This window comes from Burkholderia reimsis, assembly GCF_003294055.1.
Classification (GTDB): Bacteria; Pseudomonadota; Gammaproteobacteria; order Burkholderiales; family Burkholderiaceae; genus Burkholderia; species Burkholderia cepacia.
On the sequence record NZ_QMFZ01000024.1, the window covers coordinates 17,621 to 30,245 of the forward strand.

A 12,625-nucleotide genomic window follows, 5' to 3' on the forward strand; every position below is an offset into this window, starting at 1 on the left:
GCAACAGGCGCGCGCGGACTTTCGCGGTGCTGCCGGACGTGCTGAAATGCCATCGGCGATCGGTTGCGATCGCGGCGCACGCCGGTGCGGCAGCCGCACGAGTCCGCCCGCGCGACGCCGCGTGCGACGCGGCACGAACAACCCACGGGCGCGGCCGGCCGGCCGCGCCCTTCATGTGCAACTGGAGTCAGTCGTGAGTTCTCAAGTCGTCATCGTCGGCGGTGGTGTGATCGGCAGCTCGATCGCCTATTTCCTGCGCGCCACCGATCCCACGGTATCCGTGACCGTCATCGAGCGCGACCCCACGTATGCGAGATCGTCGTCGGCGTTGTCGGCCGCGTCGATTCGCCAGCAGTTCTCGACGCCGCTGTCGATCCAGATGTCGCTGTTCGGCATCGACTTCCTGCGCACGATCGGCGAACGGCTCGAAGTGGACGGCCACCAGCCGTCGATCGACCTGCACGAAGGCGGCTACCTGTTCCTCGCGACGCCGGCAGGCGACGCGACGCTGCGCGAGAACCATGCGCTGCAGACGAGCCTCGGCGCGGATATCCGGCTGATGGACCGCGATGCGCTGCGCGCGAAGTTTCCGTGGCTGAACGTCGACGATCTCGTATCGGGCTCATATGGCGTGAGCGGCGAAGGCTGGTTCGACGGCTACGGGCTCGTGCAGGCATTGCGCAAGAAGGCGCAGGCGCTGGGCGCGCGCTACGTGCCGTCCGACGTGACGGCGGTGGTGCGCGACGGCCGCAAGGCGACGCATGCGGTCACGGCCGACGGCGAACGCCATGCGTGCGACACGCTCGTCAACGCGGCCGGTGCATGGGCCCGCACGCTGTCGTCGATGATGGGCATCGACATCCCCGTCCATGCGCGGCGGCGCAGCATCTTCAACGTGTCGTCGCCCGCCAGGCTCACGGATTGCCCGCTGCTGATCGACCCGACCGGCGTGTATTTCCGGCCGGAAGGGCGCACGTACATCTGCGGGACGTCGCCGAGCCCGGATCGCGATCCGGACGACCTGCCGCTCGACGAAGTCGACCACGACCTGTTCGACGAGGTGATCTGGCCGACGCTCGCGAACCGCGTGCCGGAGTTCGAGGCGCTGCGCGTGGAGAACTGCTGGTCCGGGTACTACGAGTACAACGTGTTCGACCACAACGCGATCATCGGGTATCACCCGGACCTCGACAACGTCGTGTTCGCGAACGGCTACAGCGGCCACGGGCTGCAGCAGGGGCCGGCGACGGGGCGCGGGGTCAGCGAACTCATTCTGGGCGGGCGTTACGACACGCTCGACCTGTCGTCGCTCGGCTGGGCGCGAGTGCTGGAAAACCGGCCGATCGTCGAAAAGAACGTCGTGTAGCGCGGCGTACCCCGCCCCGTGTGGTGGGCGGGATTCTCCTTGTGTCTCGACTCATTGGCCCGACCGTGTCGGGCCTTTTTTTGTTGCGCGTGTCAGCCGGCGCCGTAGATCGCGTCGCGCAGATCGATCGTGTACTGGCCGTTCATCCCTTCGTAAAGCGTGTTCGACAGCGACACGACGGTGAGCCCCCGGGCGCGGTCGACGAACCACGAATGCCCGTACACGCCGCCCCAGCGCCACGTGCCCACCGACTCCGGCGATGCCGCCGCGAGCGGGTCGCGCAATACCGAGAACCCGATTCCGAACCCCGCGCCGGGCAGGTCGGGCAATTCGAGGTTGCCGGTGTGGGCGCGGCCCATCTCGTCGACCAGGTCGGCCGGCAGCAGCGAACCGCCGCCCGCGCGCAGCGTGTCCAGCAGGTTCAGCACGTCGCCGGCGGTGCCGACCATCCCGGCGCCGCCCGACGGGAACGCATCCGCGTCGAGCGCGCGCGACGGCGAATACGTCACGCCGACGGTTCCGTCGAAGATGGGTACGGTCTCGTTTTCGGCGAGCCGGTGCGGTTGCGGTGTGTCGTTGACGTAGGGCGTCGCGAGCCGCGCGGCGTCGCGTGCGACGAATCCCGTGTCGCGGGCGCCGAGCGGGCGGAGCACGAGCGTGTCGATGGCGTCGGCGAGCGGCAGCCCGCTGACGGCCTCGATCAGCGCGCCGACCACGTCGATGGAAAGCGAATAGTTCCAGCCGGTTCCCGGCGCGAACTGCAGCGGCACGCTCGCGATCCTGCGCAGGTTTTCGGCGAGCGTGATCGATGCGGCATCGAGCCCGTCGGAGGCGCCCGCGCGCGCATAGGGGCCGGTCGCGTCGGCTTCCGTGAAGCGATAGCCGAGGCCGGCCGTGTGCGTGAGCAGGTGGCGCACCCTGATCACCGGCACGCTGCCGTCGCGCAGCGCCGGGCGGAACTCGGGCAGCCAGCGCGTGACGTCGTCGTCGAGCGACAGCTTGTGTTGCGCGACGAGCGCCATCGCGGCCGCCGAGACGATCGGCTTCGTCACCGATGCGAGCCTGAACAGCGTGTCCTCGCGCATCGGCGTGCGCGCTTCGCGATCGGCGAACCCGGCCGCGCGGCGATAGACGAGTTCGCCGTCGCGTGCGATCAGGACGACCACACCAACGAGGCGATGTGTTTCGAGTTGACGGGACAGTACCGCATCGACGCGCTCGGCGAGTGCGGGATCGGTCGACGGCTGCCGGGATGATGCGCGGTTGGGGATCATCGAAGACTCTGTCGTGAAAGGTGAGCCGACATGGTAGGCGGCATGCCCCGGAAGTGGCGTTTATCCATACGTCGAACAGGGCTTCGTGCGCCGCACCGGCCGGCGCGGGCGGCCACGGGGCAGGGGATTGAACCGGGCGCCGCGGCAGCCGCGTTGCGGTGCGTCATGCCGGGCCTGCGCCGGGCAGCCGCCAAAATATGCCCCAAGCGGCGGGCGGCGTTCGTTAGAATCTGCTTTCGTCGAGGAAACAGCGCAATTGCATTGGGGCAGGGCGGTATCGCGTCGCGGACACTGCTTGCCCGGAATTCATCGTTCATTTTTCACCGGAGGCGAGCATGCCAGGTTTACTTCCCGATGTTGACCGCGAGGGGCTCCTCGAATATTCGGTGGTGTACACCGATCGCTCGGTCAACCATATGTCGCAGCGCTTTCAGGGCGTCATGCGCGACATCTCCGGCACACTGAAAAAAGTCTACAACGCGAAGTCGGTCGTGATCGTCCCGGGCAGCGGGACGTTCGGCATGGAAGCCGTCGCGCGGCAGTTTGCAACGAACAAGAAGTGCCTGGTCATCCGCAACGGCTGGTTCAGTTTCCGCTGGTCGCAGATTTTCGACATGGGCAGCATTCCGTCCGAAACGACGGTGCTGAAGGCGCGCCCGGTCGAAGCGGGGCGGCAGGCCGCGTATGCGCCGGCCCCGCTCGACGAAGTGGTCGCCGCGATCAAGGAACACAAGCCGGATCTGGTCTTTGCGCCGCATGTCGAAACCGCGTCCGGGATGATGCTGCCCGATGCGTATCTGCGCGCGGTGGCCGACGCCGTGCATGCGGTCGGCGGCATGTTCGTGCTGGATTGCATCGCGTCCGGCACGGTGTGGGTCGACATGCAGGCGAGCGGCGTCGACATCCTGATCAGCGCGCCGCAGAAGGGCTGGAGCGCGTCGCCGTGCTGCGCGATGGTCATGCTGAGCCCGCTCGCCCGCGAGCGCATCGATGGCACGACCAGCACCAGCTTCGCGTGCGATCTCCGCAAGTGGCTGCAGATCATGGAAGCCTACGAGGGCGGCGGGTTCGCGTACCACGCGACGATGCCCACGGACAGCCTCACGACGCTGCGCGACGTGATGAAGGAAACCGAGGCATACGGGTTCGACAAGGTGAAGGCGGAGCAGCTCGAGCTCGGCAAGCGCATTCGCGCGCTGCTGGCCGACAAGGGTTTCCGGAGCGTCGCGGCTGAAGGTTTCGAGGCGCCGGGTGTCGTGGTCAGCTACACGGACGACGACGGGATTCGATCGGGGAAGAAGTTCGCCGACGTGGGCTTGCAGATCGCGGCCGGCGTGCCGCTGCAATGCGACGAGCCGGAGGATTTCAAGACCTTCCGTCTGGGGTTGTTCGGTTTGGACAAGCTGCATGATGTCGACGGTGCGGTTGCGCGGTTTGCCGACGCGCTGGAGCGGATTCTCTAAGCCGCCTTGCGGACCTGGGCGAGGCCGTGGGCGGTGGGTGGTTGTACCCGCGGCCTGCCGCCTCGCCCGATTCGTCGTCATGGTCTCGTTTGATGCGCGCGTTCGGGCTCCGGGTTCGACGGAGTCATCCGCGGCGGGGCCGATCCCTCCGCCTGTACGGCTTACCTGAAAGGCTCGCATGGCATACATCGTTCGACACGAAGTTCCGCCGGTATCCGTCTACATCGACATTCGTCTTGCCGCAGGGTTGAGCAGGAAGTCGGAACAGGCCGCGACGATCGGGTTGAAGAACGGGCTTTTCAGCGTCGTGGCTTACTGCGACGGTGTGCCGGTCGGAATCGGCAGGGTCATCGGCGACGGCGGCTGCTTCTTCGAGATCGTGGACATCGCGGTGTTGCCCGCTCACCAGAAGAAAGGCGTAGGTGACCTGATCATGCGGGCGCTGATGGGCTACGTTCACGAGAATGCGCCGCCGACCGCGTATGTCAGCCTGATGGCCGATCACGGCACGCCGAAGTTCTATGAACGTTATGGTTTCCAGCCGTCGTCGCTGCCGGAGAAGGCGGGGATGTTCCTGCGGATTGCGTAGCGCGCGGGAGGCCGATCATCGCGGGTGATCGCTTGCCGTCGACCGTGCTGGAAACAGCATAAGTGCGCGCTCACCGCCGCTCACCGCCGCTCATCGTGGCGACGGTCCGGTCTTCCTTGAGTTTGTCGACACGCTTTTGCACTGAGCGCGCCTGCTTTTCGTTGTCATGTTCACGGCCCCAGGCGGCGACGCGTTTGCTGCCGATGGCGGGCCGGTCAATTTCATTTTGTTCGGCGGCACGGCGCACCTGCGCCGCCGCGTCGGCATCGACGATCCGAATGAACCACAGGCCGGCTGGCGCCGTGCGTTCGGCAATACCCAGCGATACGCAGCAATGCGCAGCCGGGCTCGACTTTGTCGTTCGCGAGCGGCGGGCCGCTGTCCCGCATGGCCACCGTGGCTTTCGTTGCGCTGACAACGACCTCGACGGAACAAGCCGGCACGACGCCGGCAGCCGAAGCATTCAGCGAATGCACTCAACGAAATCCGGAAGCTGGATTGCGTTGCTGACGTGCCATATCGAGACCGCTCGGGGTTGGTCGCCAGTCGAAGCCGATTTTGCCCCGGCAATGCACGCCAATCCCGCTCCATTCGCCGCAATCAATTCGCCAGGATTGGCAATATCGGACTCGCCGGCCAATCGCTGATTAATATGCGTGGCGACTTAGTGGAAGACGAAAAATATATTGGACGTCACGAAATGGATGTTGCATTGTTCACGCATTCGATGCGATCGCAGAAAATGAGCTGAGCGGTGTAGCGCCGCACAAGCAGAGAACGTCATATGCGATTGCGGTCGTGGCTCCTGTTCCCGGAGTCGTGGCCTGGACGATCCGCGGCGTGCGCGACGCATGTGCGCGCGCGTGTGCAGGATCGGCGCAACAGACAAAGAAAAGCGGCGAAAAGGACCTGAGAAGATGAAGGAGACGCGACGGACGCGGGCGGCATTCCGGATCGGGCGCAAACCCGACCCGGCTTCGCCGCTACGCCCAGATCGAGATCTGTTCGACCGACAACGCGGTCGCGACGGCAGGGCGGCGGAGCATGCATTCCGTATGCGCGGCCCAATGTTCGAACCCGCGCATGTCGAGCTTCAGCATGTTCCCCCATTTGAAAAATATCAGCAGCATCGGATCGACGATCGAGTAGTGCTCGCCGAGCGCCCAGTCGCGCGCCGCGAGCCGTTCGTCAATCTGCGCATACGCAGCGAGGATGCCCGCGCGGCCTTTCGCGCGAATGCCGTCGTGCGCAGCCGGGTCCTCGCTGAAACGCGACGGATGGAAGTTGAGCGCGACCGTTCCGGGCAACACTGACGCCAGCCAGTTCATCCACTCGACGGCACGTGCGAGGCCCATTGCGGTATCGGGCACGAGCCGCGCCTGCGGAAAGCGCAGCGCGAGATAAAGCAGGATCGCCGACGACTCCGTCAGCACGTCGTCGCCGGTGTGCAGCACGGGCACCTTGCCTTTCGGGTTGAGCTGCCGGAATTCGGCGCTCTGCGTCGCACCGTCCTTGATCGAGACGAGTGCGAGTTCGAATGGTTCGCCCAGCTCGCGCAGGATGACGTGCGGTGCAAACGAAAGATGGCCGGGACAGTAGAACAGCGTATGAGTTGTCATATTGATTAAGTCTCCTATTTATCTCTGGTGGAGATGCTGACCGGGTTTGTCGTGTCGACGCGTCGCATGGTGCATGACGCCCGATCGAAAGTCAAAAGCGAAGGACGATGTGAAGGATCTTGCGGTTCGGTGAAGACGAAGCCGGCCAGTGCGATGCGCGCGGGCCGGGATGAACGTGCGTTTCTGGAGCGTGATCGTGATGCGGATGATGAGCCTCGACGAATTGATCGACAGCGTGAAGACGTTTCTGGCCGGGATCGACCCGGGCGCGCCGGCGCGCGTGACCGCGCAGACGAACCTGCTCGACGCCAACCTGCTCGATTCGCTGTCGCTTGTGCACTTCGTGCTGTTCATCGAGCAGACGCTCAGGATCGACATCCCGATCGGCGACTTCGTGCTCGACTCGATCGCGTCGGTCGCGGCGATTTACGACCACTACGTGCTCGGCACGCCGCATGCCGCGAGCGCGTCGCGATGACGCCGGACGACCTGCTTCGTGACGAGCCGTTCGCGTATTTCGCATACGGCTCGTGCATGAACCTCGCGAGCCTGTCGACGTCTCTCGGCTGCGACGCGGCGACGTACTTCGCGGGTGCGGCGCGGCTCGACGGCCATCGCCTCGCGTTCAATTACGCGTCGCTCAACGAGCCGGTCTGCTGCGCGAACATCGAGCCGGCTGCCGGTGCGATCGTCGAGGGCGCGCTATACCGGTTGCCGATGCGCATGCTCGACGCGCTCGAGCGTCGCGAAGGCGTGCATCTCGGCCGCTACGTCCGCTACGCGGTCGAGGTGCTGGCGCCCGGCGGGCAGCGCGTACACGCGCTGACGTATCGCGGCGCGGTCACGCTCGATTGCGACGCCGCGCCGAGCGCGCGCTACCGCGACCTGCTGGTTCGCGGGCTGGCCGACGCGGGCGTGTCGGCGGCGTATCGCGACCGCACGGTCGCGTACATGGCGGGGCTGCGCGATCGGCCGCCGCGTGCGGCATGACGGAATCAAGGCATCGTGCGCTCCACAAGAGCGCCCGATCCAGCGGTGCGTTCGCGACTTCGAACGTCGACGAGCGTTTTAAAGGCGCCCTAAGCGGGCATGTGAGCAAAAGGTTGAACATGAACCAGGCTTTCGACCATCCGCGCGTCATGCGCATCTTGCGCGTTGCCTGCGACGCAGCGCCCGGGCACAACGACGTACAACGAGCCCCCGGATCCGCAGCAACGCCACGAACCGACCTCGCGAGGCCGATGCGCACCTGATCCGCGCCCGCGAGCCGGATCGACACCCGCCCGGCGTGCCGCACACAGGTGTGCGGCACGCGGCACCCCGCATGCGAGAACGCGCCGACCGGAGGAGGACGGCTCGCCGCCTCGTGCGCTGGAGCGCGGGTGCCGCCGTCGGGCGACGCGTGCAAGACGCCGTGCGCAACGAATGACAATCGATCGCAAACAAGGAAAAAAATCATGGAGACGCTCGTATCGACCGTATTGCCCGCAGCGGGGGTGTCGGAAGACGCCGCCTATCGCAAGGTCGCGTGGCGGCTGATGCCGTTGCTGCTGTTCTGTTACCTGGTGTCGTATCTCGACCGCGTGAACGTGGGCTTCGCGAAGCTGCAGATGGCCGGCGATCTCGGGCTGTCCGACGCGGCCTACGGGCTCGGCGCCGGCATCTTCTTCTTCGGCTATTTCATCTTCGAGGTGCCGAGCAACCTGATCCTCCACCGCATCGGCGCACGCGTCTGGATCGCGCGAATCATGGTGACGTGGGGCGCGGTGTCCGCGCTGACGATGTTCGTCACGACGCCGACGGCGTTCTACGCGATGCGGTTCCTGCTCGGCGCCGCCGAGGCCGGCTTCTTCCCGGGCGTGATCCTGTACCTGACCTACTGGTATCCGGCCCATCGGCGGGGGCGGATCACGACGGTGTTCATGACGGCCGTCGCGCTGTCGGGCGTCGTCGGCGGCCCGATTTCCGGCTACATCCTGAAAGCGTTCGACGGCATCAACGGGTGGCACGGCTGGCAGTGGCTGTATCTGCTCGAAGGGCTGCCGTCGATCGTCGCGGGTTTGCTCGTCTACGCGCTGCTCGACGACCGGATCGCGCAGGCGAAGTGGCTGAACGACGAGGAGCGCGCGCTGCTCGAACGCAACGTGAATGCCGAGGACGCGGTCAAGTCCCACCTGTCGCTCGGGGCGGTGCTCGCGAATCCGCGCGTGTGGCTGATGTGCGCGATCTACTTCTCGTTCGTGATCGGCCTGTACGGCGTCGGCTTCTGGCTGCCGACGCTCATCCATGCGACGGGCGTGGCCGATCCGCTGACGATCGGGCTGCTGTCGACGGTGCCGTATGCGCTTGCGGTGGTCGCGATGATCGCGATCGCACGCAGCTCGGATCGCCTTCGCGAACGCCGCTGGCACCTCGCGGTGCCCGGTGCGATGGGCACGGTGGGGCTCGTGCTCGCGGTCGGCTGGGCGCATCAGACGGGGCTTGCGATCGCGGCGCTGACGCTCGCGACGATGGGCATCCTCACCGCGATCCCGCTGTTCTGGAGCCTCCCGACCGCGTTCCTCGGCGGCACCGCGGCCGCCGCCGGGATCGCGATGATCAATTCGGTCGGCAATCTCGCAGGCTTCCTCGGCCCTTACCTGATGGGGCTGCTCAAGCAACTGACCGCATCGAACGACGCGGGCCTCTACATGATGGCCGGCTGCATGGCGCTGGGCGGACTGCTCGCGCTGTCGCTGCCGAAGGCGCTGGTGAACCGGTAGCGATGCGCGGCTTTTCCCCCATGCACGGAGACAGGACATGATCCACAACGAACCCGCACTGTTCCCCGACCAGTCGATGGGCGCCTCGCCGCAGCGCTTTCGCGACGCGATGTGCCGCGTGGCGTCGGCCGTTCACGTACTCACGAGCGACGGACCTGCCGGGCGCTGCGGCATGACGGCGACCGCCGTGCTGTCGGTGTCCGATGCGCCGCCGACGGTGCTCGTGTCCGTCAATCGCGGCAGCGTATCGGCGCAGCGGCTGATCGCGAACGAGGTGTTCTGCGTGAACACGCTCGGCGCCGCCGACCGGTTTCTCGCCGACGTGTTCGCGGGCCGGACCGCGCATGCGCGCGATGCGCGCTTTACGGTGGGCGAATGGGGCGAGCTCGCGACGCGCGCGCCGGTGCTGGCGAGCGCGCGCATCGCGCTCGACTGCCGGCTCGTCGCGTCGATGAGCGCGGCGACGCATGAGCTGCTGGTCGGCGAAGTGGTGGCGCTGCACTGTGCGGCGCCCGACGACGACACGCTCGTCTATCTGCAGCGGGAGTTCCGCGTCGTGTGACGACGCGTGCCGACAGGATGACCGACATGAAACGCGAAATCGTACTAGCCACCAACCGCTGCCGCGGCGAGATCCTCGCCGGCGGTTTTCGCACCGACGTCGCGCGCATCGCGCAGTGCGCACGCACGCATCTCGGCGACTACGCCGACAACCCGCATGTGCGTGCGCTGCTCGTGGCGCTCGAGAACCGCTGCCTCGCATCGGGGCGCCTGCTCGATCTCACGTACTCGGTGGACCCGAGCTTCATCCTCGGGTTCTTCGACGTGCCCTACAACGCCGACGCGTTCCTCGAGGCGGCCGCGATCGCGCCCGTGCCGATTCCGCCGAGCGTGCTCGCGATCGCGCCGGACGGCAACGCGTTGCCGGTGCAGATCCGCATGTGCACGGACGGCTTTCTCAATCCGCTCGCGGTCGCGGTATTCGGCGAGAACTTCATCGACGCCGACCTGCGCGCCTATCACAAGGCGTACTACTTCATCGACAAGTTCGTCGAGCGCTTCAAGCGCCATACGCGCCCGGCAATCGAGGCGAACTGGTCGCCCACCGCGTTCCCGGATCTGCTCGCGGCGGACGACGAGCTGCTGACGCAGGCGAGCGCGATCTGGGTCCACCTGCACGAGTACCACCATCGCACGGGCTTCCTGCCGATCCCGGAGTACCTCGATGCGAAGAGCACGCGCAACGGTGCAGGCGCGGAGGAGTTGCGGGTCGACATCCTGTCGATCCTCGCGCTGTTCCGGCTGCGCTCGGACGACCGCGTGCTGCGCGCCTCGATCCAGTACATCCTGGCCGAGCGCCTGATCCGCTACCCGCTGCAGGCGCCGCCGCTCGACAACTACGACGCGCGCTCGTCGGTCGCGCTGTTTCATTACCTGTCCCGTCACGGCGTGATCGCGCAGCGTGGCGGTTCACTCTATTTCGAAGGGGGCTACGAACGCCTGACCCAGGCGCTCAGGTCCATCGTGATCAAGCTGACGGCGCTCGAATACAAGCTCAGCGTGTCGTCCGATCTCGACCGGAGAAAGATCCTGTCGTTCGTGCTGCCGACGCTCGCGAAGAACGACAACAACTGGGGCGCGGCCGGCAGGCCGCATTGACGGAAGCCCGCCGCCCGCCCCCATTTCGCAACGAATCAACCGAGGATCACGATGCCCACCTATCGTTCACGCACTTCCACGCACGGCCGCAACATGGCGGGCGCGCGCAGCCTGTGGCGCGCCACCGGGATGACCGACGCCGATTTCGACAAGCCGATTATCGCGGTCGTCAATTCGTTCACGCAGTTCGTGCCCGGTCACGTGCACCTGAAGGATCTCGGCCAGCTGGTCGCGCGCGAGATCGAAGCGGCCGGCGCGGTCGCGAAGGAGTTCAACACGATCGCGATCGACGACGGCATCGCGATGGGCCACGACGGCATGCTGTACAGCCTGCCGTCGCGCGAGCTGATCGCCGACAGCGTCGAGTACATGGTCAACGCGCACTGCGCGGACGCGATGGTCTGCATCTCGAACTGCGACAAGATCACGCCGGGGATGCTGATGGCCGCGATGCGCCTGAACATCCCGGTGGTCTTCGTGTCCGGCGGCCCGATGGAATCCGGCAAGCTGACGTTCCGCGGCAAGCGCCGCGCGTTCGACCTGATCGACGCAATGGTGGTGGCGGCCGACTCCCAGGTGACGGACGACGAGGTGCGCGCGGTCGAGAACGTCGCGTGCCCGACCTGCGGCTCGTGTTCCGGGATGTTTACCGCGAACTCGATGAACTGCCTCGCCGAGGCGCTCGGGCTCGCGCTGCCCGGCAACGGCTCGGTGCTGGCGACGCATGCCGAGCGCAAGCGCCTGTTCATCGAGGCCGGGCGCACGATCGTCGATCTCGCGCGCCGCTACTACGAGCAGGACGACGCGAGCGTGCTGCCGCGCTCGATCGCGACGCGCGATGCGTTCGAGAATGCGATGACGCTCGACATCGCGATGGGCGGCTCGACCAATACGGTACTGCACCTGCTCGCCGCCGCGCACGAAGGCGAGGTGCACTTCACGATGGCCGACATCGACCGGCTGTCGCGCCGCGTGCCGGTGCTGTGCAAGGTCGCGCCGTCGGTGCAGGACGTCCACATGGAGGACGTGCACCGGGCCGGCGGCGTGATCGGGATCATGGGTGAACTCGATCGCGCGGGGCTGCTGAACACGACGCTGCCGACCGTCCATGCGCCGAGCGTCGCGCACGTGCTCGCGCGGTGGGACGTGATGCGCAACCGCGTCGATTCGGTGTCGCGCTTCTATCGCGCGGCGCCTGGCGGCGTGCGCACGCACGTCGCGTTCAGCCAGGACAACCGCTATGACGAACTCGATCTCGACCGCGCGAACGGCTGCATCCGCGATGCCGAACACGCGTTCTCGCGCGACGGCGGGCTCGCGGTGCTGTTCGGCAACATCGCGCGCGACGGCTGCATCGTGAAGACCGCGGGCGTCGACGGCGGGATGCTGAAATTCACCGGCACCGCGCGCGTGTTCGAAGGGCAGGAGGAGGCGGTCGAAGGCATCCTCGGCGGTGCGGTCGGCCCGGGCGACATCGTGATCGTCCGCTACGAGGGGCCGCGGGGCGGCCCGGGCATGCAGGAGATGCTCTATCCGACCAGCTACCTGAAATCGAAGGGGCTCGCGAAGCAGTGCGCGCTGATCACCGACGGTCGCTTCTCCGGCGGCTCGTCGGGGCTGTCGATCGGGCACGTATCGCCCGAGGCGGCGGAGGGCGGCGAGATCGGGCTGCTCGAGAACGGCGACGCGATCGAGATCGACATCCCGAACCGCTCGATCAACGTCCTCGTGTCCGACGACGAACTGCGGCGGCGCCGCGCGGCGATGGAGGAGCGCGGCGCGCGTGCGTGGCAGCCCGAGAAGCGGCAGCGCCGCGTGTCGGGCGCGCTGCGCGCATACGCGGCGATGACGACGAGCGCGGCGCGCGGCGCCGTGCGGATCGTGAAGGGCTGA

Annotated in this window: 12 protein-coding genes; 9 read left to right on the forward strand and 3 right to left on the reverse strand. The window is 66.7% G+C overall.

Annotation, left to right across the window (positions count from 1 at the left end; all coding sequences use genetic code 11):
• The first annotated feature begins 193 nt into the window (after nt 1–193).
• Nucleotides 194–1,366: an NAD(P)/FAD-dependent oxidoreductase gene (locus DPV79_RS25220; RefSeq protein WP_113046734.1), complete on the forward strand. Its 1,173-nt coding sequence runs from the start codon at nt 194–196 to the stop codon at nt 1,364–1,366.
• A 92-nt stretch (nt 1,367–1,458) separates the two neighbouring features.
• Here DPV79_RS25220 and DPV79_RS25225 read toward each other — a convergent pair whose 3' ends face one another.
• Nucleotides 1,459–2,640, reverse strand: a complete 1,182-nt coding sequence (locus tag DPV79_RS25225; protein ID WP_113046735.1) for a serine hydrolase domain-containing protein — start codon at nt 2,638–2,640, stop codon at nt 1,459–1,461.
• A 335-nt stretch (nt 2,641–2,975) separates the two neighbouring features.
• Here DPV79_RS25225 and DPV79_RS25230 point away from each other — a divergent pair, with 335 nt between their 5' ends.
• Both DPV79_RS25230 and DPV79_RS25235 read left to right on the forward strand, forming a co-directional pair.
• Nucleotides 2,976–4,103 carry an aminotransferase class V-fold PLP-dependent enzyme gene (locus DPV79_RS25230; RefSeq protein ID WP_059488885.1) on the forward strand — a complete coding sequence of 376 codons (1,128 nt, stop codon included), beginning with the start codon at nt 2,976–2,978 and terminating at the stop codon, nt 4,101–4,103.
• A gap of 178 nt (nt 4,104–4,281) precedes the next feature.
• The gene (locus DPV79_RS25235; RefSeq protein ID WP_059687532.1) at nt 4,282–4,692 is read left to right on the forward strand and encodes a GNAT family N-acetyltransferase; all 411 of its coding nucleotides are present in this window, start codon (nt 4,282–4,284) and stop codon (nt 4,690–4,692) included.
• A gap of 70 nt (nt 4,693–4,762) precedes the next feature.
• On the opposite strand, the gene DPV79_RS42770 is transcribed toward DPV79_RS25235, so the two are convergent.
• Together DPV79_RS42770 and DPV79_RS25240 are read right to left on the reverse strand one after the other, a co-directional pair.
• The gene (locus tag DPV79_RS42770; RefSeq protein WP_165843560.1) at nt 4,763–5,110 is read right to left on the reverse strand and encodes a hypothetical protein; all 348 of its coding nucleotides are present in this window, start codon (nt 5,108–5,110) and stop codon (nt 4,763–4,765) included.
• A 565-nt stretch (nt 5,111–5,675) separates the two neighbouring features.
• Nucleotides 5,676–6,311, reverse strand: a complete 636-nt coding sequence (locus DPV79_RS25240) for a glutathione S-transferase family protein (RefSeq protein WP_113046736.1) — start codon at nt 6,309–6,311, stop codon at nt 5,676–5,678.
• A 169-nt stretch (nt 6,312–6,480) separates the two neighbouring features.
• Here DPV79_RS25240 and DPV79_RS25245 point away from each other — a divergent pair, with 169 nt between their 5' ends.
• The 6 genes from DPV79_RS25245 (at nt 6,481) to ilvD (ending at nt 12,625) form a co-directional block, all read left to right on the forward strand.
• Complete coding sequence (locus DPV79_RS25245; protein WP_051392129.1) at nt 6,481–6,789, forward strand: acyl carrier protein; 309 nt, start codon at nt 6,481–6,483, stop codon at nt 6,787–6,789.
• Nucleotides 6,786–7,301, forward strand: coding sequence for a gamma-glutamylcyclotransferase family protein (locus DPV79_RS25250; protein ID WP_027790679.1), 516 nt, complete (start codon nt 6,786–6,788; stop codon nt 7,299–7,301). Before DPV79_RS25245 ends, DPV79_RS25250 begins: the two co-directional genes overlap by 4 nt.
• Nucleotides 7,302–7,768: 467 nt before the next feature.
• A complete protein-coding gene (locus DPV79_RS25255; protein ID WP_060342616.1) occupies nt 7,769–9,073 on the forward strand; it encodes an MFS transporter in 1,305 nt (434 codons plus the stop codon).
• Nucleotides 9,074–9,110: 37 nt separating this feature from the next.
• Entirely contained in the window at nt 9,111–9,635 is a 525-nt protein-coding gene (locus tag DPV79_RS25260) for a flavin reductase (RefSeq protein ID WP_048021615.1), read from the forward strand.
• Between the two features lie 26 nt (nt 9,636–9,661).
• Nucleotides 9,662–10,732, forward strand: a complete 1,071-nt coding sequence (locus DPV79_RS25265; RefSeq protein ID WP_226144601.1) for a DUF6421 family protein — start codon at nt 9,662–9,664, stop codon at nt 10,730–10,732.
• Between the two features lie 51 nt (nt 10,733–10,783).
• Nucleotides 10,784–12,625 (forward strand): dihydroxy-acid dehydratase, encoded by a 1,842-nt coding sequence (ilvD, locus tag DPV79_RS25270; protein WP_021156684.1) that lies wholly within the window; start codon nt 10,784–10,786, stop codon nt 12,623–12,625.